This window comes from Nitrosomonas sp. Nm166, from assembly GCF_900112825.1.
Taxonomy (GTDB): Bacteria; Pseudomonadota; Gammaproteobacteria; order Burkholderiales; family Nitrosomonadaceae; genus Nitrosomonas.
This window is the reverse complement of record NZ_FONE01000013.1, coordinates 24,504-48,480: the sequence shown is the minus strand read 5'-3', so window position 1 is coordinate 48,480 and position 23,977 is coordinate 24,504. Positions and strand designations below refer to the sequence as shown.

The window sequence follows — 23,977 nt, the reverse complement described above, 5'->3', positions numbered from 1 at the left end:
GGTATCCGCCCTACGCGGGCTACGCGGGCTGCCCTAAGTGAGCTATGTCCTCTTTTAATTCCCGAATGCGTCTTTCCAATCTTTCAAGTCTGGTTTGCAGGTCTGAAAGCCTTGATTCACGCGGTCGGAAGGGCGTTTCTCTGCCAGACGTCCGCTGAACTTCTGGAAAAGAAAATCCGGGCAACCGTTGATGAATTGCCCGATGAATCAGCCGCTCGTCCTCGCTTGTCAGTGATCTACTAGAGCTTCTGGGCCCCATAATACTGGTAGGATCAGAAGCGTTTGTCAGTCCGAGTATATGACCCGCTTCATGAGCTGCTGTTAGAGATCGTGTCGAAATATCATCTCGATAACCAATCAACATAGCGTTCGCAGTATGGGCCATCAAACCAGGTAACCTGCGAGCGTCGCGTGTCGATTCATCATGGGAATGGTCGCCTATAGTAGGCGCATGGGCTGGTCCCGGCAATGAAGGAACAATGATGGCAACATTTTCTACTCCAACAGCCAATGCTTCCTGCCGTGCTGAACTTGCGTCGCGATAGGTAGCTTCCGGATTGTTTACAATCGTGTCCAGGTCGGTTGATACAACCTCACGGGAATCGGTAGAAATTTGTACATCAATAGCAAAAGTGTAGTGAATGGTCGTCCCGTCTTCTTGTACAGTAAAATCGTGGTAGGTTGCACGAAGCTCTATTTCAATCTGTTCTGCTGCAATTTCTAATTCCTGCCTGCTGAGATGTTCGCTTCTTTCTTCCTGTGTCCCACCTAATGCCGTTCCTGGTACTACAAGTACACCAATATGAACAGTACGCTCGATTTCTCTTCGGCTCACTTGATGCTCTGCCACTGTGGCATCTGTGCCGAAAATATCGACCAAGTTGATTGGCTGATTACGAGCATAACTCCATAGATTTATTCCATCGGAAATACCCTTTGGATCACAACTCCCCCACCTCCCCACCCAAGGCAAGTAATACCGCGTCGTGTGATAACTCAACCCGCTCTCCTCATCCCGCTCCATCCCCGTATAGCGATACCGTTTGGCAACCGCCTTCACTTCCGACCCATACGCCTGATACGCCGTCGTCCCGTACGGATGGTATTCCTCATACGAAATAATGCGTGCTTCACCATCCAGTTCCAGCGCCACCGAGCCCAAATGATTGCTGTACTGATAACGATCCAAGGTCTTCGTACCCAAATTCGAATCATCCGTAATCAATACATCCTCTACCATCAACACCCGCTGATCGTCCACGAACAGATGGTGCGTTTCGATCTCCTCCATCAAGTTGCCGTTTTGCCAGCGGCGATACAGCTCCATGCCGCCGAGATATAACCGCTCTTCCACTGTGTTGCCGCCATTGTTACGTTCGATGCGCTTGCGTGTGCGCTGCTTGTTGCTGTCATACTGGTAATAAGCCCAGCCGCCGCCGATCAGATCGAGCGCATGGATCATGTCACGCGTATCCCAGCGCAGGAATCTGCCCGGATCCACATTGGCGATGTTTAGCATGCTGCCGTGGATGTCATAACGATAATCGACCATTTCCGCAGGGTTGTTGGTATGGGTGCGAGTCAAACGATTGCTGTCGTTGGCATAGTCGTAGCGCCGGGTCCAACTGCCTATCCCCGCGATATGCTGCATCGCCTTGATATTGCCTACCGGATCATAGCTGTAGCGCTGGGTATAATTGCGCAACGCGTTCCGATCTTTCACTGCAAAAGTCACCTCCGGGCTGCGTGTCACAATATGACTGGGCGCACCGACAGCCGCCCCGTTTTCACGTCCGCTGGCTTCGATCAGCCGGTAGAGCGCATCATAGGTATAGGTACTGCTGGGTTCGACGATTTGATTCTGGAAGAACTCGGGCTGATAGGCATTGTCATGGATTTCCGTAATATTGCCGGAAGGATCGTAGGTGTAATACAGATTTTGCAGCACATTCAAATTAGTGTGATCGCCGGGTGGTGATGGCAAAGGAACATCGGCAACGCGTTTGGCCGTCCGCAATTGCATCAGCCGGAAGGTTTTCTCGTCATAATAGTAACGGGTGATCGTGTCGTTGCCACATTCGATCAGCATCCGCTGGCCTTTGGCGTCGTATTCGATGCGGCGAATCGCTTCCCTTGCTTCACCGCGTACAGTCAGGGTTTCACCGGCCAGGATACCTCGCTGGTTGTACCGGGGGATATAGACAGCTGGGGGGCGGTCTGAGCGGTCTTCTCGATGCCAGTTTTCCAGCCAGATCATGCGGTTGAGCGCGTCGTACTGCGTGCGCTGGGTGAAGATTTCTTGTTCAAGCGCACTATCTGGCAGATCCTCCGGCCAGTCGATGATCGAAGCAGCATAAGCGCTGGCGAGTTGGCGCGTCACTTCCAGTAGGTTGCCTTTGAAGTCGAACAATTCATTGGTGATCAAGCCGCTGGGATCGTAGTGCTGATAAACCTGGCCGCGCAGATTGCGTGTCTTCGCTTCTGCGAGGCTTTCGCCATAGATAAGCCGTTCTGTCACCAGCCATGTTCCTCCGTCAATCTGCAAGCGTTGTTCCCTGGGGCGGCGCAGCTTATCGTAGATGGTACGATAGAGGCGGTTTTCTTCTTGAAGCGGATCATTTTCGACTACGCGCTCGTTCCTGTCCCAAGCATAATGGGGCTGACCGGTTGAATCCATCAGCATCCAGCGGTCGCCGCCGTCCATGCTGTGCTGAAACAGCAGATTACCGGCAATGTCGTAGGCGGGGAAATATTCCGGGCCGGTGCCGGATGGGTTGTGTTTGATATATTCCATGACCCGATTGCCGCGTGCATCGCGTATCCACAGCGGTTTGCCTTCGGCGTCGAGGTGGGTGCAGGTGACATATCTTTCTTCCAGCCAAGTGCGCCTCAAGGGATCGCTATCTGGCGCAGGAACATCGTTGTCAGGAAAGCGGTTGTGCGCAATGGCGATCACCTCTCGACCGAGGCTATCCAGATGGGTCACAGTGGGTGTATTAGCGTGAAGTTCGGCCATTCTTGCGGCGTATTGTTCTGCGGCTGTTCCGTTGATATGACGGGTATACCAGGCATTATCCCGTTCGAGAACGGTATCGCTGGCGTCCCAGGCCGCCATGAACCAGGGCGTGAATTCCACCCGGCTGTAGCTGCCGTCCGGCGCTTCGGTGCGGATGGGGCGGCCTGCCGCGTCGTAATACAGGATGGGGGTGACGCCGACTTCTGCCGGTTCTTCAAATCGTTGAGAAACGGTGAAATATGGTTCGTATTGCTTGACCGGCTTGCCTTTGTTGTTGAGGATGGTTTTGCCGTTCGCTATCCAGCGCGGTGTGCCGTCTTCGTTTTCAGATTCGGCCTGCACTTTTTTGACCAATACATTGCCGCTGCCGTCGGAATATTCGAAAGCCAGTTGTAACGGAGGAGGGAGTTCGTCTGGGTCAAGCTGTGCAACGTGTTTCTCGCGCAGTATGCCGCAGGCGCTGGCAGGGCTTGCTCCCCAGCGGATTGCTATATTGCCATCAGCATCCCTTTCCTCGGTTTCGCCAAAGTAATACAGATGGCGCGCGGTGGCATTGCCAAGAAATTCGTGTGCTTCGGCTTCGTTGTAGTTACCGGTGAAGAAACGGATGAGTGTTGCGGTATCCAAGTCGGGCGGCACGGGATCGAGATTGTCGCCTTCGTTTCCATCCGGTTTGCCTTTGAGCGCCACGGCGGCAGGCAAGCCGAGGGTATCGAAAGCCACTTCGGTCCGATTGTCGTTGATATCGCGCATCCGGCTGGGCGCCAGTACGCGGTAGTCGAAGACTTCGATGGCTGTTTCATTACCCATTGGGTCGCGGCTGGAGCGGATGTAGAGATCGTAATTGCCATCATATTCAAGCGTGGTTTGATTACCAAAGGGATCGGTGTAGCGTTCGGGCAGGAAGAAGTGTTGTGCTGCGTGCTGCTCGCCTTCCAGAGTAAATCCTGCGGTGCCGGAACGAACCCACCAGCGGCCGGGATCATCTGCGAAATGATGGTAGCCAGCCTCATGCAAAACACGATTGAACATGCTCTCACGGCTTTCATCGGAGGTTTGCAGGTCGTTCAGCTTCTCGCTCAGGATCGCTTCCAGTAAGTCTTCCGTCAGTGCAAGTTTGTAGGTTTCATAAGGCAATGCCAGCGTATTGTGTCTTCCCAGCGGCAGGGCATCGCTCAGGTTGCGGTCGAAATACAGCATGCGCACATGTTCGACACAGCGTTTTTTCAGACCGCCTGGTCCAGTCAGCTGGTGATACGGAAGTTCGTTGGTAGGGTCGGCAATCGGCACTTGCCGCAGATTGGCCAGGGAATAATACAATTCGTCCGCTTCCGGTTCGAGTCCGGTCAGCTCGTACGTCTTGACTTCGTAAGGCAGCGGCAGGCGGTGATTGTCGAGATCGGGTGGATTATCGGAATCGTGTGGATCGTCGATATCCTCAGTGAAGCGGTTTTCGCTATAGACCAGATGGGGTTTGTCTTGTACTTCACGAATGCGGTCGGGCGTGTCGGCGGGCAACAGCGCAGTGCCTGTATCCGTTTCGATATGCCGCCCGCTACGGGGATAGGCCACGGCGACGGATTCCAGCACATTGCCGTATGAATCGGTACGCAGATTCAGTGTGTGCGCGATGCGGGGATCGGGCGCAATGGCCGGGTCACGTAAATCGAGTTCATAGTGATAGGTGATGGCTTCGCTCCCAGTGACCAGGAAGACCGCATGGCGATTGTCCGCACGGGGTTGCAGCCGTTGAATGTGGCAGTTGTGATAGGCGGTTGAGAACAACTTGACGCGTTGCTCTTCGCCCCTTGTCAAGGCATCCACGTCCAATTCAAAAATTTCCTGGCGCAGCATCATGCCTTTGCAGGCACGCAGCGCTTCGCGCCACTCTTCTACGGACAGATTCTGCACGGCCAGATCGGGCTCGGGCAGGACATTTTCAGTAAAGCGGCCGGATCGGAAATATTCCTGCTGGAATTGCGACAGGATGCGCTCGCGGTTCAGAAATGCGCCGGTGTGAAACCAGGTGATGGTTTTGATGGGTGGCTGGTAAAGCTGATGATCGTCGGTGATGTAGGGGCTGGCGGTATTGCCCGCAGTGAATTTACCGTAATGCTCTGTATCCACTTGCTCGACCCGGCCAAAGCCACGGAATTCGCGTTCATGTCCGTCGAAATAACCATGATGGTAGCTGTAGCGGCTGGAAAAGCGCGTCTCGCGCCACTTTTCTTCGACGATGACTTGTTCGACTACATGCACGGGAAACGGCAGTTTGGTGATCCAGGGCGTGCCCGCAGCCTTGTCGGCGAGATAAAACTTGGTGGACGCGGTGTATTGAATTGTGGTGATTGCACCGAGATTGTTGTTCACTTCGATCAGCAGATGCGGTTTTTGGCTATCCATCAGATCGAGATAGCGCAGCGGGCGTCTACTGTCACCCGACAGGGAGGATGACCACACCAGACAGGCTGTGCCGTTGCCGAGCAAGTCGGCCGTCATGACCGAAGTCAGGTTGTCGATCTGTGGAAATGGATGCAGGTGATACGGCGCGCTCCAGCGGTTGCCGGATTGGTTGAAATAAAGCCGCACGCCGTCACGGTGCAGATAGAGGATGTCGTTGGCGCCGGAGCCGTCGATATCCGCCAAACGAATGCGCTGCTGGCTGAACTGGTCGGAATGATCGAACCAGGGGGCATTGTCCATGGTGATCTTGGCCCCAAAACGCCCATAGCCTAGGTTGGGCCAGTAGCAGACTTCGCCATTGCGGATGCGTACCAGATCGGTCAGGCCATCGCCGCACATGTCAGCCAGGTAGATGGATTGCGTGCCATCGGCGAATACCAGCCGGGGGCCTTGTTCTTCATCCAGCGGCTGGGTCACCTGACGGGCGGGGGCGAAGCCGTCTTCCGCCAGTGACAGATGCCAGGTGAACACTTGATGTTCGCTGATAAGGATATCGGCATGACCGTCGCCGTTCAGGTCGATGAATTTCAGGTTGGGTTCGTCCCACGGAATATTGGGCAGTGTTTTGAAAGACTGGAAAGGCTCCCAATCCTCGTCGTGGGTGCGTTCATAAAAACCGGGTGTGGGGCCGCTGAATGCCACCAGATCGAGCTGACCGTTGCCTGCCAGATCGAGCAGTTGTTGATTCCCACCGCTGAGCGCCGCCAGCGAGGGTTGGCGTGCTACTGGTTGCAATGGACCGAATTTTCCGCCCCCGAGATTGGGTTTATAAAACCAAGCGTTGGCTTGTTCGGTGAGTATGCCGGTTACCCCCTCGCCATCCAGATCGACCCATTGATAATGGCTTCCATCCAGTCCGATAGGGAGATTTTCCAGGCTTGCGGCATCCAGTTCGCTGATCGTTTCTTGAATTTTTGCCTTGCTGTATTTGAATTGCAGCGGCGGCAGCGATTTCTTGAAGTAGGTATATTTTCTGATGCGTTCATCTAAAACCTCGCTTTCACCTGGAACAGAGTTATCAAGCAGATAACCAGATTGCGAGACGTTTTGTATGAACGAAGCAAAGCGGGTGCTGCCCTCGTGCTTCAGTTCATCTAAAGGATTGGGTAACGCGTCGTCAGCGTATTCAAAATCGGTGTAATTGAACTCGGTAGAACGCACGAGATACGGATGCACACCCAATTCGGTGAAGTGATGGAACATGAGCACGCGCTGACAGCGGCGATAGGTGCGCACCTCGAAACCGGCACGGTAACTGGAAAATGGATCGGGACGTACCGGCCAGGATGGATCCGCCGGTTCCGTCGCAGCTTCTATCTGCGGGCGCTGGGCAGCGTTTGAAAGAATCCGATAATGATCTTCGCCATAATCGAAGACGACTTCAAATAGCCACTTAGCTTCGCTCAGCTGATCCGGCGTCAGGAAGACAGGGCGGCGGCCATCTATGAGTAGCGTGCTTTGATTGCCGTAGCGGATGCGCTTGATATAGCGATTGGCTGCGCGTGACCGGTTGCGCTCGTTGGCTTGCATCAGATCAACACCTGCATCATTCTCCTGGTGGTATTCATACAGAATGGCATTGCCTTTCTCATCGCGGGTTTCACAGATCAGCCAGCTGAAGATTTTTCGTGGATCGGCAGGATCGGCAATACGGGAATTGCTGTTTCTACCATAGAGCGTGAGAATGTTGTCTTTGGAGATGGAGCGCCAGTGCACATCGCCAGGATCATTAACATTCGTCCAGCGTTCGATCCGCGCGAACAGGCCTTCGATACGGGGACGGTAGCGACGAATACTGTAGCCCTCACGAGATGACTCATCCAGTTTGTGGTTACCATCCTCATCGAATTCCCACTCCTCTGGCTCCAATTCCCCCTCTTCAAGTGCTACGTCTGCCTTTTTCTTGAACACAGGCACCAGATCTTCCGCACCGGACAAGATAAAGGTATCCGAATCCTGCTGATGGTCATGACCATCCAGATACTGAGGCAAACCTTTATCGGTTTTGCGGGTAATGGAAGGCAGCGATAAGCTCCAGCCGAAACCGAATGACCCGTTGCCTGAAGCTGAATCATAGGAAAGTGACAGCTCAGGCCCGAAACCACTGCGCCCCGGGCTGGTGGCAATCGGCACCGCCATGGAACCTGTGCCCGTCACTGGATTGGCGGCGAATTTCTCGCCCATGCCACGGATCGCGCCGCCGCCTTTCGGAAGCTCTATCTTGGGCGCGGATAGCGTGAAGGAATCATCTTTTTGCGCTTCCCGATCTTTGTTCATACTCTTACTGTCTTTTCCTTCCACTTGGTTCTCCTAAGAGATATTTCTGACTCCCATTCCAGCACGAACGAAGATCGGGCTGAATGAATATCACCAGGCCTTGACCAGAAGTTTGTCCCAGAGTCACGTTCCTCGGTTTTAGAGATAATTTTGTTGCAAGGGGAATCCGCTAATCAATAGTTAATTCCACACATCACATCCAACTCTGAAGACAAATGATCAATGCTTATGGCTCCAGCAATACGACCAGATTCTGCTCTAAATTCGTTTATACTCAGCAGAGTCGTACGCCCTTACCATTAATAACTCTTTATCTGAAGCTGTGCAACCAATTCTCCGCGGGATCGTACGGATAGTTTTCGGAAAATGGATTGCACTTGATTGGCAACGGTATGCTCGCTCGATCCGCGGCGTTGCGCAATATCGGCGTTGGTGGATCCGGCAATAAGAAGCGCGACGATATCGCGCTCCGTTTCAGAAAGGCCTGCGAGTTGACGAGTATTAACAAGTGGATAAGCACCAATTAACAATTGCCTTCCGCTAAGCATGGTTTCTGCGAGTTTGCGTCTGAATCCATTCGGGGCAAAGAATGCTACCAGCTCGGGCCGAGAGGTTATTCCCAGCTTATTTTGCACGCGTGCAGTGCAGTTGGTGATCGCGGCCTCGGAAAGACCCAAAGTATAAGCAATTTCTTTCGATGCGCATCCGAGTCCGACATATTCTGCGATTTGCCGCTCACGCGGTGTCAATCCTCGTGGATCGGGATAAGCTGGATCATTCTTGATGGCTACGATGAAACGGCGCCCATCGCTGTCGAAACGATCAACCATCGACCAGCGGCCACTGACCAGTCCTTCCCAATTATTTAATGCCTCGTCAACATTCTCACGCCCGACTTGTGTGCGTGACCTTTCGATATAACGAACAACCTCACGTAGCTTATCTCGAACATCATGGTCTTTTGCCGGTCCTCGCGCATCCTGTATGGTTCCACCCGAGTCAAGAATCGCTTCTACTTCCGGAGAATCGATTGACAGTCTAGCAGCCATATTGCGTAACCGGATCGCTGCACCGATATGTGCCGCAATTTGAGACCAGCGCCGCCGTTCCTGGGCAGTCACTGTTGAGGTTTCCTTAAGTAACACGCCGATGGATACGCCACTACCTATACCGGATTGGCAATTGATAACCAGCAAGTCTTGCATGCGACCTTTCAGAAGATTCATAAACATCTTATGCATATCCGGCAGTCGTGGAAAAACCAGCTCACTCGCGGTGGCAATGACAACTCCTGTGCGGTAGGTCAAATCCAGCGATTTTTCCGATGCCAGCGTATGGGACATGCGAGCAACATAGGTTAGCGCCTTGGATGTTCCTTCCGAAAAATTACCCAGCTTAAAAGTGGTCGGCGTGCAGCGAAATGTCCAACCGATAGGTTCTGTGCCGAGATTCAGGAGCCGAGAAGCATGATCTATAAGTCTTTTCAGCCACTGCGAGTCATTGCCTTCCAAGTTGTAGCTTGCTTCGATCAGCGATATCCAGTCAGGGTGCTTGGTATTCATTCATGCAGTGCCATTAGAAAATGGTATTTATATTAAAGCCTTAGTCTCAGAATAATATGAGCCTTAACCTTGAATTACAAGTTCATCGCAAAACGATACATTTACTAAATTTGTTATTCTATTCTTTAGAAAAATTATTACATTCATCATACTGTCATAAAAATGTAACGCTTTATTTATATCATCTCAGCAACTTCTATTTACCTTTAATATAAATATGGCTGTAACAATACTCGTTGTTGAAGATGAGCCTGCAATCCAGGAATTGATTGCTCTCAATTTAAAAAGAGCAGGTCATATGGTGTTATGCGCGGACAGCGCGAAACAGGCAAAACTGTTAATCAACAATGTCTTACCTGATCTGGTATTGCTGGATTGGATGCTGCCTGACATCACGGGCTTGGAATTTGCGCGGAAACTAAGACAGGAAGAACGTACCAAAGCCATTCCCATCATCATGCTCACGGCCCGCATCCAGGAAAATGACAAAATTGCCGGACTCGAAGCCGGAGCAGATGATTACATCACTAAACCTTTCTCACCCCGTGAGTTACTCGCGCGGATCAAAGCGGTATTGCGCCGGCGATTGCCGGAAATGTCGGATGAAATTATCGAGCTTGGCGGATTAAAACTTGACCCGACTACGCATCGCGTTCATGTATATAGCCATGACGAACCGTCAAAACCAGCGGAAGTCAGCTTAGGCCCCACTGAATTTCGTCTACTACATTTTCTGATGGCGTATAAAGAACGCGTACATACCCGTGCACAACTATTGGATCGCGTATGGGGCGATCATGTTTTCATAGAAGACCGTACCGTTGATGTCCATATCCGCAGATTGCGGAAAATTCTTGAAACTGTAGGTAAAGAAAATCTGGTGCAAACAGTGCGGGGAACGGGCTATCGATTCTCAGTCGAATCTACCGAAGAAAGCTTAGAGTAAACGGAAAAAATCCCAGTAGTGCATCGCTGTTAAACTGGAAGTTGTGAAGTCGTCCAGAAGTATGTTAAAAACATACCTATACATAGCTCATGCTGCATTCATTCCTTCTGACGATCACCAGGATTTATTGATGCCTACCCCTTTTGTTTCAAGCAGTGTTACTGACATTCATCCAGCCAATGTCAATACGATTGATGCATTATTAAGCGACCTTCGCTGGACGAATCCGGCCATTTCTTATAGCTTCCCAACCAGCAATAGCCCCTTGTTCTGGTCTACCCAGCCTGGGTCAGGTTATGGTTCCCCATTCGGTGATGGTGAACCATGGAGCAGTGCAACCACAGCGCTGACCACCAATGACCAAATCAATTTTGAACGGGCTTTGCAACAGTGGGCTAACGTTGCCAATTTAAGTTTTATCAAGGTCACGGAAACATCTAATGAAGTAGGCGATATCCGTGCCATGTACAGCGTAGATCCGGATGAATTTACCTTGGCGTGGTCTTATCTGCCAGGCTTTAGTGCCCAGGCAGGTGATATCTGGATAAACACGTTAGGGCTCCTGAACTTTCAGGAATGGGATCCGGGCAGCATTTCGTTTGAGACACTCTTGCATGAGATTGGCCATGCTTTAGGTCTCAAGCACCCCTTCTTTAATTCCGATGACCCAGCAGCAATCACGCTTCCGCCCAATCTGGATAACACCATACACACCATCATGAGCTATACCTATGCAGATCTGGCAGGCAATGAAGGGAATGAATTTTCCTTTCACCCTACGACACCGATGCTGCTGGATATCGCGGCCATACAATATGTGTATGGCGCCAACAACAATTTTCATGCCGGCAATGAAGCTTACAACTATGACGACACACATGCTTACCACGAAACCCTTTGGGATGCAGGAGGTACCGACACTCTTCAATACACCGGTACAGCTTCCGCCAGCGTTGATTTGAAACCGGCGGGCGCGTCGTTTATCGGTCAACCGGTATATGTTCAATCCAATGGCGTGAATGTAGGCTCGCCCGTTCCCAATGTATGGATTGCTAATGGCGTCACGATTGAAAATGCAACGACCGGTCAGGGTGACGACTTTATGATCGGAAACGACAACAGCAATATGCTGGATGGCGGTTCGGGAATTGATACCGTTCGGGTGCAATCACAACGCGAGCATTATGCACTAAGCAAAATCCCCAACGGCTACACCATCACGGCCAATACCAATCAGGGTAATCAAGACACGCTAACGAATATTGAGCGGCTGCAATTTGATGACATCAAACTGGCGCTGGATCTGGATGGTCACGCCGGTCAGGTGGCCAAGTTACTGGGCGCCGTGTTCGGTACTGCTACTGTCGCCAACCAGGAATATGTCGGTATCGGTTTGACTGAAGCGGATAAAGGCTTGAGCTATGAACAATTGGGTGAGCTTGCGATCAATGCGGCAGGTTTCACCAGCCACGACGACATGGTAACGCAGTTATGGCATAACCTGTTCGGAGCTGTGCCCTCAAAAGCTGAAAAATCCCCTTACGTCAAACTGCTTGACAGCGGTGAAATATCCACTGGCGCATTGGCTGTACTGGCAGCAGACAGTCACTTCAATACCGATAATATCCATTTAACGGGACTCATGCAGACCGGTATCGCGTTTGTTTGATATAGCACTGTAGCTTTAGCAAATACCTGATAAATAGAGTAGTCGTTGTAGGGCTTACTTGACTCGTATGGAACCGCGATGAAAATTGTTAGCGTTAACGATATCCAGAAACTGATCAAGGTTCTCAGCCTTGAAACCTTTTTTGACAAACTGATTGCGGCTCTGGAAAGAGATTTTTCCCGTTGGGATGCGTTCCAAAAATCCGTACGCCAGGCAACGTATTATCCGCAAGGTGCCATTGAATTGATGCCTTGTGCGGATGACCATTTTTATGCGTTCAAATATGTCAGCGCCCATCCCGGCAATACGGCACAAGGCAAGCTGAGCGTAATCGGCATCGGCCAGCTCAGCGACACCGCTACAGGCTATCCCTTGCTGCTTAGCGAAATGACCTTGCTGACTGCTTTCCGCACGGCGGCAACCGGTGCCTTGGCGGCCAAGTACCTGGCCAGGGAAGATGCTCAGTCTTTGACGATTATCGGTACCGGAGCGCAGGCTGAATTTCAGGTGATGGGTTTTAACCGTCTTTTTCCATTACGAAAAATACGCTACTTCGATACCGATGCCGCAGCGATGGTCAAATTTTCGCGCAATATGGCACCGTACGCTTTCGAATTGATACCCTGTGCCAACATTCGGGAAGCTGTTCATAATACCGATATCGTCATTACTGCAACGGCAGCAAATACACAACAGAGATTGTTCGAACTGCAAGATATCGCACCAGGTACGCATATACACGCCATGGGTGGTGATCGCCCGGGCAAAACCGAATTGGGCCGGGAGTTGCTCGAAGCGGCAAAAGTTGTCGTTGAATTTATTCCGCAGGCATTGAAAGAAGGCGAAGTACAACAGTGCGATGCAAGCAGGATTTATGCTGAATTATGGGAGCTCGTCACCAAACGCAAGCAAGGCAGGGAAAACCCTGCTGAAATTACCCTATTCGATTCAGTTGGTTTTGCATTGGAAGATTTTTCAACGCTGCGCTTAGTGTACGAGCTGGCTTTAGAACATCAATTAGGCAGCGAGATTGCGATGCTGCCCGAACCAGAGGATGCGAAAGACTTGTTCAGTCTTGTATCTTAAGTAATCTCCTGCTTACCATCTTTCACAATAAAGGTGGTATGGCCGCTGAGTCATGACTCAAGCCTATGAAGCACTACCTAACAGACTCCCCTATTTAACAACAGCTAGCTCGGCTCGAATACCCTGCAGCTTCGGATCGCCCGGCAAGACCGATTCAGCCCTTTTCAGATACAGTTTGGCATCATAGAATCTGCCCTCAGCTCTTGCTTTGCCAATAAACTGAATATACCGGTCAACTATTTTCTGCAATCCTGCGAGCGCTTCCGCATTATCTGGATCTAGCCTAAGAACCATCTGGTAGTATGTATAGGCATTATCCTTTAATGGTGTGGTAAAACGCCCTGCTTTCAGGGCCTTTCCAGCGGCAGCTAAATGTTTTTTAATGAGATCGGTATCCGTTGGTTGTTGTGAGAAATTGGATTGCCTAGACTGAGTCGATTCATCGAGTTTTGCGGACTGATCCAGCATTGCTACCTGCTCACTGCCAGATTCCGGCTCGGTAACCAATGAATTTGTTGGAGTAGATTCTCTCTCTGCTGACTGCTTTTCAGCCTCACTCATGGTTTCTTGATCGACCACGGATATTCTTTCTGAGCTGGATGCCTTATCTGATTCGGTGACAGCCCCAGCGACGGATTGATCTGCTTCTGTTTCTGGTTCGACTGTTACGGCTGATTTCGCGGAACTAGGCTGCAAGGAAGGCTGAGCGATTACTGTACCAGACGGATCATCCGATATTTCTGCAGGTTTTTTTTCATTAAACCATAAGGCAGCAGCCACCAAGGCAACTATTCCGGCCGTAGCACCGATCCATAAGGGATTTTTATTACGTTTGGCAGTATCCGTGGCTGCTTGCCTGGAAGTTAAAAGTTTCGCTTGTTTGCTGGCATGCTGTGGTTCGAGTAGCGTGAGGATCTCGCTTGCCGATTGCGGCCGATGATCATACTCAGGTTGCAGCATCCAGTTGATTGCTTTTAACAATTCCGCACTATAACGAGTACTCCCAGATTCAGCGGGCAAAGCCATCGGATCGGGTTCGCCTGCGCTTAAAATCATTCTCCGGCTCTGCGCGACGACCGGCTGCTGATGCGTTATACAATAATACATCGTTGCGCCCAGCGCATAAAAATCAGTTGCAGGTCCGGCCTTTTCCGCTGACTCATATTGTTCCACCGGTGCGTAACCCGCGGCCAGTTCATCGGCAAGCAGCGCAGCCCGTGCAGCAATAGCCAATCGTGCCGCGGCAAAATCAATCAGCAGCGGCTCGCCTTCCTGATTCAAAACAATCGCCGCCGGCTGGATGCCGCCGTGTACAATTTTGTGCTCGTGTATTTTTTGTAAAGCGCTCAGGATCGATACCAGAATGAATTTTAATTCTGTCTCGGCAAGTGTCTCTGTAGATTGCATTAACCTGGAAAGCGATATGCCTTTTCGGATTCTCATCATCAGGTAGGCTGTTCCATTGAATTGCAAGACATTCTCAGCTACCGCAAGATGAGGATGTTCTATTTGTGTAAGCACTTCAGCCTGATGCAAAAATGCCTTTAAGCCATATTCAAAATTCTCCTTATCGGCTATGGACTTGGGTTCAACACCTAATCCATCATTAGCGCGCATGGCAAAATCACGCGGAAAATACTCTTGTATTTTTACCCCTTCCTTGAGATGGTGATTCCAGGCGCGATAAACAATATCGAAAGTACCCATTTTTACGGCGTCTTTAATTTCATAAACACCGATTTGAGTGCCTGCGGGCAAAATCTTGTCGTGTACGTGTGTCATGGTAGGTATCCTCCGGGTTATATGGGTAAGCGATAAAATTATTGAAACTTGAGCATTCAGCTATTATTGAATATAAGAAACGCGTCTGCAAATTATCCTTTCACTAGCCTGTTATTTCATAACAGAAATTTCTATTTTTCCTTGCAATAATCACTCATTAGGATAAGCAAATTCTTGCTGCGACAAATTGTCGCGCGACAATTTGTCGCATTCCCAACTTCGTCAATCTAATTTATATTTTGCAAAAAATAGTTACAGCGCATGGTTTTCCAATAAAAATTCATATTATTAATCAATGAATAACATTGAGGCTCGGGAATGAATGTCAACCAGCCACGCGGTGAAATCTAGACATACTCATTAAAATAAACGAGGAGCTTTTATGCGATTACCACCCTTAGTCAAGCCGGTAGAAAACTTAAGCAACCATGAAATTTCACGCTACAGCCGTCATTTATTGATTCCCGAAGTGGGCCTGGAAGGCCAAAAGCGGCTCAAAAGCAGCAAAGTTCTGGTGATCGGCGCCGGAGGATTAGGATCGCCAGTACTGCTGTATCTTGCAGCAGCTGGCGTCGGTACCTTGGGAATCGTCGACTTTGATGTAGTGGATGAATCAAACCTGCAACGACAAGTCATTCATGGCCAGTCTGATACCGGTAGACTGAAATCCGAAAGCGCGCGCGACGCCATCAACGAATTGAATCCCTACGTTCGTGTGCAACTGCATAGCGAGCGACTGGAAACCACCAATGCAATAGCGATTATTTCAGCGTATGACCTGGTCATCGATGGTACCGATAATTTTGCCACACGCTATCTGGTGAATGATGCCTGTGTTCTGACGGGAAAACCCTATGTATGGGGATCGATCTTCCGGTTCGAAGGACAAGTTTCCGTCTTTTGGGAAAACGCACCCGCTGGCATGGGCTTAAATTATCGCGATCTGTACCCAGAACCGCCACCTTCTGAAATGGCTCCCTCCTGCGCGGAAGGTGGCGTATTGGGCATACTCTGCGCTTCGATTGGCGCGATGATGGCAACGGAAGCGATCAAATTAATCACTGGCATCGGCGAAACCATGCTGGGCCGACTTGCCGTCTACGACGCGCTGGACATGAGCTACCGGTTTATTCCACTACAAAAAGCGCCGGTGAGAACCCCGATAACCGACTTGATCGATTATCAAGAATTTTGTGGTGTAGATCGCCCGACAAATGACAGCCATATCCATATTCCTGTGATCAGTGCGCGGGAACTGAAAACACTACAGGAAAAAGGTGAGCAAATACAGCTCATCGACGTTCGTGGCATTGAAGAATGGAATATCGTGCATATCGAAGGCGCTACGCATATTCCTAAAAACCAGATGATGTCCACAGAAGTTTTAGCCACCATGAATAAAGAAGGTTTTATCGTTCTGCATTGCAAGATGGGTATGCGCTCCCGCGATGTATTGGTTGAAATGCAGAAATACGGTTTTACCAATGTTAAAAGTTTAGATGGCGGGATTTTAGCGTGGATCAAGGACGTCGATCAGTCACTGCCAACTTATTAATATTCAGGAGATTAAACATTATGCTGACAATACATTCCAAATTGATTAATGCAATGATCGCTCAAGCTCTGGATGATCATCCGATAGAAACCTGCGGCATCATCGCAGGCCCTGCAGGTTCCAATCTTCCATTGCGCCTGATTCCAATGCGAAATATGGCGAAATCGGAAACATTTTTCCAGTTTGATCCACAACAGCAATTACATGTCTGGAAAGAGATGGATGCACGCGGTGAAGAACCGATTGTCATCTACCATTCACATACTGATAGCCAGGCCTATCCGAGCCATACGGATGTCGAACATGCCACCGAACCTCAATCGCATTACGTCATCATCCCAACAAAATCACTATATAACCACGAAATTCGCAGCTTCCGCATTATCGACCAGATGGTCATCGAAGAAAGGGTCCGAATAGTCCATCAATATCAACCCGAGTTGGAACTGCAAATGGTTGCTTGATTAGTAATTTTTATCAACAAAAAATAAGAAAGGTACACATATGTCAATCACTGTCATTATTCCCACTATATTAAGACCGCTGACCAATGATCAAAAACGCATCAGCATAACCGGCTACAAAGTTTCCGACGTCATCAATGGAATGGAACAGCAGTATCCAGGCATCAAAGAGAAACTGGTCTCAGAAGGTAATGCCCATCGCTTCATCAATATCTATATCAATGATAACGATATCCGCTTTTGTGACGGTCTTTCCACTCATTTGCAAGACGGTGACGTGTTGACGATTCTGCCTGCCGTAGCCGGAGGATAAATACACGCAAGCTTTGCTTTGACTACCATAACAAACTTTCCGCATGATGAATCAACCATTAAACGATTGTGTTATTGCCGGGCCATTAAAAAATCCAGCCCCTCACTTTGCTGCCACAGCATTTTCGCTGCTGTATCAATCCAATACATTAGGTATGAAAATTGAATGCCATGATCAACATGCAACGGATGATAGATTGTCTTTTGCATTCAAGACTCCTTATACCAGCGCGGTCATTAGTGAAATAACCGGCTGGTATGACAACGATCAGCAGGCTGTTGTTACCGAAAATATTATTCAGGCAGCTTGCGGCATGATGTCGGTACATGGACGAGCGAGCGGCAAAATCCAGGCGCTGGGATTAAATTATGTATCCACCCTGACAGCTGCGCTGGCGCTGCATGGCGCCGTTGCTGCCGCTATCGGCCAACTGCGAGGTTTGACCCTCTCCAGCAGTCGTGTTTCCATGGCGGCGGCAGCTCTGCTCAGTGAATCTCAATATATTGCGGATGCCACAGCGACAGAACTGCCAGAAGGTTTATTGTTAGACAAAACTGCGCACTCAGCAGCACCCCCTTTCGTATCATCGGATGGTGTCGTTTTTGAACTTGAAACATTAAGTGCAGATCCCTGGCTGAAATTCTGGACTCGTCTTGGTATCAGTCCGGCATTGGCAGGCAAAGGATGGACTGCTTTTTTATTGCGCTATGCCAAAGCTGTGTCTCCTATTCCCAGCGAATTGATGCATGCGATATCCAAGGTAACTTACCAGGAAATTTCAGCGTCGTGCTCGCAAACAGGCATGTTTATCTGTCCAGTACGCGCCATCGATGAGCAAGTCACTGACGAGCAGTCTAAATATGAGTGGCTTAGAGGACCGTGGACATTTGATTCCAGTGCTGATGTCAAAAACATTCAGATCAAGCCGGCCAGCAGCACGCTGCCACTTAGCGGACTCACCGTTGTGGAATCCTGCCGCCGCATTCAAGGCCCTCTGGCAGGGCATTTACTTGCACTGTTGGGTGCCCAGGTCATTCGCATCGAACCTCCCGGAGGCGATCCATTGCGTGGCATGCCACCCATGTCCGAAGGTTGCTCAGCCCGCTTTGGCGCGCTCAATCGGCTTAAAACGATCCGCGAGATCGACATCAGATTGCCATCCGGTCAAGCTGAAGTGGCAGAACTGGTGCGGCATGCCGATGTGTTTCTGCATAATTGGGCTCCCAACAAGGCAGCGCAATTGAATCTTGATTATTCCAATTTTTTGGAGCTGAATCCAACCTTGGTTTACGCTTATGCTGCCGGTTGGTCAACCGATGAAAATACCTACTCGCCATTACATTCGATACCGGGCACTGACTTTATGGTGCAGGCCTATTCGGGTGTCGCCGATAAAATTTCCAAAACCTGCGGCACACAGGGCGGGTCACTATTTACATTACTGGATGTACTGGGCGGCGCCATTGCCGCACAAGGAATCACCATCGCCTTGCTCAATCAGTGCATGAACGGTGTTAGCACCAAAGTGACTTCATCACTGCTGAGCGCAGCAACGCTGTTATGCGCCGATGATTTTCAGAACCAGCATCAGGCCTTTGATATCGGCGCAGCCTCAAAAAGCGTGGTGAATGGGGTCTATGTCACCCAACAAGGAAAAATCGCTATCGAGTGCTATGACCATCAAACTACGCAACGGCTTATTCAAGCGCTCGGTATTGCTGCAGATATTGAGCCAGCAAAACTGCAGCAGCAATTATGCTGTGTACTGCTCGCTAAAACAGCTGAAGAATGGGTCACCGCCCTGCAGCACGCTCAGGTTCCAGCGGCCATCGTGGCCGAGAATCTTGTGGACTTGCACAACAATCCGCGACTCAAGTCTATTTTAAATTTAAATTCAAAATCCTATACCCAAGTGCCTTCTCCGTGGAGCTTTCAATGAATCATTCAGGTATTTTAGACTTGGTTCCTGCTGAAATTCGCAACCAATGGATTCAAGAAGGAATTTATCCTAACAAATCCTTGTATGAATTATTTTGCGAACATGTGCAACAAAATCCTGCTAAACCAGCCGTTATTTCCTTTGGTCAAACGATTATTTATGCAGAATTACAACATAAGGTATGTTGCCTGGCTGCCAGCTTTCGAGCTTTAGGCGTTGTGGCTGGCGACGTCATTGCATATCAGCTTTCCAATAGCTGGTATCACTGTGCGATTGATCTCGCGGCGGCTGCGTTGGGTGCAATTGTGGCACCCTTTCCCCCTGGTCGTGGACGTCTTGATATTCAATCTCTATTAAGCAGATGTGATGCGCGCGTCATCATTGTTGAGCAGACCTCAGTTGACATGGGTTGTTGCGAACTCATCGAATCGTTAAGAACCGCTTTGCTATCCCTGCGCATCCTTATTGTCGATGGAGAATCTCGGGATGGCTGGCACACAATGAATGCGCTGCTACAATCCGAACCCATTCAGTCCAGTCAATTACCAACCGTCGACCCCAATTCACCGGCCCGATTCTTAATTTCTTCGGGAACAGAATCCGATCCCAAGTGGATTGCTTACTCTCACAATGCATTGGCAGGCGGACGAGGACGTTTCCTGCAACGCATTCATCCTGATCGCAGCACTTTTCGTGGACTTTATCTGATGCCATTGGGCACGGCATTTGGCTCGACCGCCACGTTTGGCATTTTATCCTGGCTGGGTGGATCGGTACTCGTTCTACGGCAATTTGATGTTTCTGCCGCGATTCGAGCCATTGCGGAGCTTAAACCGACGCATATTTTTGGCGTCCCAACCATGCTCCAACGCATTGTTGCAGATCCAGCATTAGCAGAAATTGATACTTCAAGTTTGATCGCCATCGTTAGTGGCGGCGCGAAAATCGATGAAGCTTCGATTCGCCGCTGTACCGAAGCATTCGGATGCGGTTTCATCAGTTTATATGGATCGGCAGACGGCGTGAATTGCCACACCACGCTGGAAGATAATTTGGAAACCATTGTGCATAAGATTGGCCGGCCTAATCCGGAGGTTTGTTCGATCAAAATTGTGGATGATCAGAAACAAGAGGTAACCCCTGGGTGCACCGGTGAAATTGTTGCCAGAGGGCCCATCACGCCGATGCAGTATGTGAACAATCCCGATCTGGACGCGCTGTATCGCGACAAGGATGGCTGGGTATATACCGGAGACCTTGGATTGATCGATAGCGATGGGTATTTGGTGCTGACCGGGCGCAAAAAAGACATCATTATTCGCGGTGGTGTCAATATCAGCCCCGCACAGATTGAAAACATCGCCGCATCTCATCCGGCGGTTGTCAGCGCTGTCTGCATACCAGTTGCTGATGAAGATTTAGGTCAACGGATTTGTCTCTGTCTGGTCATGCAAGACGGTGCCGAGCGTCCATCGTTATCGCAATTCACTCGCTACCTGCAGAAGCAAGGGCTAGAGAAAAATAAATTGCCGGAATATCTACGTTATTTCAGGCAGTTGCCACTGGGGCCGGCTGGCAAAATCGACAAAAAACAGCTCACGGTGGAGTTGGAATCTGTTCAATTCAAACATAGCCCAGACAATATGAATATGCGGAGCTTATCCGGAGGACTCATCAATGCTGGAACTCAATAGGAAAGCAGCCCATTCGAAACTAGCCCGATCCCTGGCACGCCAGGTCAGCGCATTTGTCGATGAAATGATTATTCCAAACGAGCCGCTTTTAGCGCAACAAAGTGATCGATCACGGCAATTACAATTTGACCTGATGAATAAGGCACGGTCTGCCGGGTTATGTGGGTTATTTTATCCACTTTCTCATGGTGGGAAAATCGCTTCTCTGGAAGACTATTTGATCGTAGCAGAACAGGAAGGGCGCACGGAGTTTTCTCAAGCCATCTTTGGCAGCCACACTGCGCTGGATGCACATATGCTTTTGAAATTCGGCAATGATCAAATCCGCGAACAATTCCTGCAGCCGATGGTAACCGGCAAAGCCATCCCGAGCTATGGCATGACGGAACCTGGCCATAGCGGTTCCATTCCAGATCACATTACAACTTCTGCTTGTCTAAGCAATGGCAGGTGGCATATCAATGGCAGAAAATGGTTCATCTCCAACGCGGATCAAGCGACTTTCATCACTGTCCTGGTCCGCACTGCTACAGAAGGGATCGCCTTCGATCAGGCACTTTCGATGATCATCGTCCCGACGGATACACCAGGATTCAAGGTTGAGCGTCAACTTTCCATCATGGGGCATTCATCCGGTCAGGGAGAAATTTCCTTCCATGATGTACAAGTGCCGGAACATAACCTGCTGGGTACTTGCGGCAGCGGTCTGGATTTAATGAACAAACGGCTCGGTTTAGGCCGATTACTGCGCTCAATGAACTGGATAGGATTGGCGCAACGATGTTTGGATTTAATGGGCGCCCGTATCCATTCAGCACGCGGCAAATCAAGCCGGCTCGCCGAAAAACAACTCGTGCGCCAACACCTGGTCAACGCTTACCAAGCCATTGCCAGTGCACGTGAATTAATCCGTATCGCTGCAAGGAGTGTGGATGCGCAAAATCCGGATGCTATCGCAATCAATGTCGCCAAAATGGCGGCTTCACTCGCCTTATGCATCACCTCGGATTCAGCCGTGCAACTGTATGGCGCTGAAGGTCTCAGTGACCTGACACCCCTTTCCGGTATCAGCAGAATAGCGCGCACATCACGTATTTTAGATGGTAATGACGAATCACTGATCAGTTCGGTAGGCCGTCGGCTCATCAATTTTTATCAACATCAACCTGTTTATTCTTTTGCTTGATCATGTCGATTGCACTCGCCAAATCCCTACATAGCACTATGGTTGCGTGCCTACTGCAAATTGTTTTGGTATTTGCCATGACATTACCGATGCTCATTTTGTATGCCACCAGCACACTCGGACCGCTCATGAGCCTGGATTTGCACTTCGAACCCACATTACTGGGCTACCTGATTATGAGCTCGTTTGGCTTGGCAGCTGTTTTATCACTATGGGCAGGTGTTATCGTCGATTACATCGGTTCACGTACTGGATTATGGGTGCTTTTTTATGCCACCGCGACTGCTTTCACACTGATCGCAGCCGCTGAAACGTTTGTTAGTCTGATCATTGCCGCTGCGATTTGCGGTATCGCGCAAGCGCTTGCAAATCCGGTAACCAATTTACTCATTGCACAGCAGATTCAGCCCGATAAAAAAGCCAAAGTGGTAGGGCTTAAACAGGCCGGCGTTCAACTTGCAGCACTCTTTGCCGGCTTGGTATTGCCCGCTATCGCATTCCAGTATGGCTGGCGTACTGCATTTGGTTGCATTGTTCCAGCCGCCCTATTATTTGGCATTGCAGCATTTTTCATCGTTCCCAAGCAATCTGCTCAAACCAGTAAACGCCTGACATTTTCCTATCCTAACTCGTTATTACGCTGGTTGATGGGTATACAGTTTTGTGTTGGCCTGGCACTTTCCGCATTTGTCACTTTCCTGCCGACCTTTGCGACACAACAAGGCATGCCGCTGTTGTGGGCCGATATGCTGATTGCTGTTTTCGGAATCATGGGAATGCTTTCCAGAATTCTGCTGACGCCTATGGGTGCAAAGCTTAAAGATGAATCGGTCCTGTTATTCGCACTCATCGCTATTGCAGCTTGCGCCATGGCAATCACCATGCAAACGGACGCGGAAAATCACTGGCGGTTATGGATCGGTGCTGTCGGTATGGGGCTTAGCGCTGTCGGAACCAATGCTATCGCAATGAGCATGCTGGTCAGAGACCCAGCCTTCGGTCCGGTCGCCACGGCATCCAGCCTTGTATCGTTCGCTTTCTTTGGCGGTTTTGCACTGGGCCCGCCACTGTATGCGGCTTTATCTCAATATTCCGGCAGTTTATTGCTGGGTTGGAGCACATTGATCAGCGTGTTGTGTGCCGCTTGTGTGATGACCGTGATATTAGCATCTGCGCGCCGCCATAAAAGGCAAGTACCAACTTAGAAATGCATTGTTTTGTTCAATTTTTAGCTTTAAGAAATTCTATGACCTTATGAACAAACAAATCAGGTGCTGTTCTCATGGCGCTGTGCTGCTGTCCGGTAAGAATGCCAATACGGCTGCTAGGCAGGCTCTGCTGCAGCCTCTCCGCGGTTACGTAGCGGCGCGCATGACTATCCCCGCCGAGCAACAGCAAAACCGGATTGTGCACCGAATGGAATCTTTGCGGCGCAAAAACATAACGGTCGATACTTTGCAATTCACGCAAAATGGTATGGGCTGCGGCAATCCGGATTGGCCAATTCGAGCCCGCCTGCAAAGCAACGATTTCCCGCTCGGGTGCTTTGAGCATGTCACGAAAAAACAACAGCAGGGATTCTTCCCGATTCCCTTGCTCCAGCAAGGTTTGCAGACGGCTTTCCAGTTCCGCCGACCAGCCGCTCCCAGCCAATGAAATGGATGGTTCATACAGGATGAGTTTATTGATATTTACAGTCAGAAGACTGGCTTCCAGTGCGCAAAGCCCGCCAAAAGAATGGCCCAGCAGATTGACATTACCACCGATGACCTCCACCACAGTGGCGACATCTTCGCACTCGCGCTCCAAAGCGTAGTTGCCGGTATCGCCGCTGTGACCGCGTCCCCGCCGGTCCATCGTCCATACGCTGAAATGCTGCTGTAATTCGGCAAGTGTCGAGTCCCAGGTGGAATGATCGCCGGTCGTACCATGTACCAGTAATAGCGGTACACCCGTACCGCCATGCCAGCAGGCAATTGGCGTGCCATCTTTGGAAGTAATGAGTTCCATGATTCGTTGAGTTGT

The 23,977-nt window shown here is 50.0% G+C and carries 14 protein-coding genes; 10 read left to right on the top strand and 4 right to left on the bottom strand.

Annotation, left to right across the window (positions count from 1 at the left end; all coding sequences use genetic code 11):
- Positions 1-19 precede the first annotated feature (19 nt).
- Together BM021_RS05545 and BM021_RS05540 are read right to left on the bottom strand one after the other, a co-directional pair.
- Positions 20-7,780: a SpvB/TcaC N-terminal domain-containing protein gene (locus BM021_RS05545; RefSeq protein ID WP_143074298.1), complete on the bottom strand. Its 7,761-nt coding sequence runs from the start codon at positions 7,778-7,780 to the stop codon at positions 20-22.
- Between the two features lie 275 nt (positions 7,781-8,055).
- Positions 8,056-9,318, bottom strand: coding sequence for a helix-turn-helix domain-containing protein (locus BM021_RS05540; RefSeq protein ID WP_090719715.1), 1,263 nt, complete (start codon positions 9,316-9,318; stop codon positions 8,056-8,058).
- 217 nt (positions 9,319-9,535) lie between these two features.
- Here BM021_RS05540 and phoB point away from each other — a divergent pair, with 217 nt between their 5' ends.
- The 3 genes from phoB to BM021_RS05525 all read left to right on the top strand — a co-directional run bounded on the left by phoB (position 9,536) and on the right by BM021_RS05525 (position 13,019).
- Positions 9,536-10,264 carry a phosphate regulon transcriptional regulator PhoB gene (phoB, locus tag BM021_RS05535; RefSeq protein ID WP_090719713.1) on the top strand — a complete coding sequence of 243 codons (729 nt, stop codon included), beginning with the start codon at positions 9,536-9,538 and terminating at the stop codon, positions 10,262-10,264.
- A 130-nt stretch (positions 10,265-10,394) separates the two neighbouring features.
- Positions 10,395-11,933 (top strand): M10 family metallopeptidase, encoded by a 1,539-nt coding sequence (locus BM021_RS05530; RefSeq protein WP_090719711.1) that lies wholly within the window; start codon positions 10,395-10,397, stop codon positions 11,931-11,933.
- Positions 11,934-12,011: 78 nt separating this feature from the next.
- Entirely contained in the window at positions 12,012-13,019 is a 1,008-nt protein-coding gene (locus BM021_RS05525; protein WP_090719708.1) for an ornithine cyclodeaminase, read from the top strand.
- A gap of 90 nt (positions 13,020-13,109) precedes the next feature.
- Here the strand turns inward: BM021_RS05525 and BM021_RS05520 are convergent, their stop codons facing one another.
- Positions 13,110-14,801: a protein kinase domain-containing protein gene (locus tag BM021_RS05520; RefSeq protein ID WP_090719706.1), complete on the bottom strand. Its 1,692-nt coding sequence runs from the start codon at positions 14,799-14,801 to the stop codon at positions 13,110-13,112.
- A gap of 382 nt (positions 14,802-15,183) precedes the next feature.
- Between BM021_RS05520 and moeB the strand changes: the two genes are divergently transcribed.
- From moeB to BM021_RS05485, 7 genes are read left to right on the top strand one after another with little or no spacing between them, the layout of a single operon-like run.
- The gene (gene moeB, locus BM021_RS05515) at positions 15,184-16,356 is read left to right on the top strand and encodes a molybdopterin-synthase adenylyltransferase MoeB (protein ID WP_090719704.1); all 1,173 of its coding nucleotides are present in this window, start codon (positions 15,184-15,186) and stop codon (positions 16,354-16,356) included.
- 20 nt (positions 16,357-16,376) lie between these two features.
- Positions 16,377-16,820 (top strand): M67 family metallopeptidase, encoded by a 444-nt coding sequence (locus tag BM021_RS05510; RefSeq protein ID WP_090719702.1) that lies wholly within the window; start codon positions 16,377-16,379, stop codon positions 16,818-16,820.
- Between the two features lie 40 nt (positions 16,821-16,860).
- On the top strand, positions 16,861-17,133 hold the full coding sequence (locus BM021_RS05505) for a MoaD family protein (protein ID WP_090719700.1): 273 nt from the start codon (positions 16,861-16,863) through the stop codon (positions 17,131-17,133).
- A 43-nt stretch (positions 17,134-17,176) separates the two neighbouring features.
- Entirely contained in the window at positions 17,177-19,072 is a 1,896-nt protein-coding gene (locus BM021_RS05500) for a CoA transferase (protein WP_256207794.1), read from the top strand.
- Complete coding sequence (locus BM021_RS05495; RefSeq protein WP_090719699.1) at positions 19,069-20,766, top strand: class I adenylate-forming enzyme family protein; 1,698 nt, start codon at positions 19,069-19,071, stop codon at positions 20,764-20,766. Before BM021_RS05500 ends, BM021_RS05495 begins: the two co-directional genes overlap by 4 nt.
- On the top strand, positions 20,750-21,952 hold the full coding sequence (locus BM021_RS05490; RefSeq protein WP_090719697.1) for an acyl-CoA dehydrogenase family protein: 1,203 nt from the start codon (positions 20,750-20,752) through the stop codon (positions 21,950-21,952). The genes BM021_RS05495 and BM021_RS05490 overlap by 17 nt, the downstream gene beginning before the upstream one ends.
- Positions 21,953-21,954: 2 nt before the next feature.
- On the top strand, positions 21,955-23,157 hold the full coding sequence (locus BM021_RS05485) for an MFS transporter (protein WP_090719696.1): 1,203 nt from the start codon (positions 21,955-21,957) through the stop codon (positions 23,155-23,157).
- A 16-nt stretch (positions 23,158-23,173) separates the two neighbouring features.
- Here BM021_RS05485 and BM021_RS05480 read toward each other — a convergent pair whose 3' ends face one another.
- Positions 23,174-23,962: an alpha/beta fold hydrolase gene (locus tag BM021_RS05480; RefSeq protein ID WP_090719694.1), complete on the bottom strand. Its 789-nt coding sequence runs from the start codon at positions 23,960-23,962 to the stop codon at positions 23,174-23,176.
- Between the last annotated feature and the right edge of the window lie 15 nt (positions 23,963-23,977).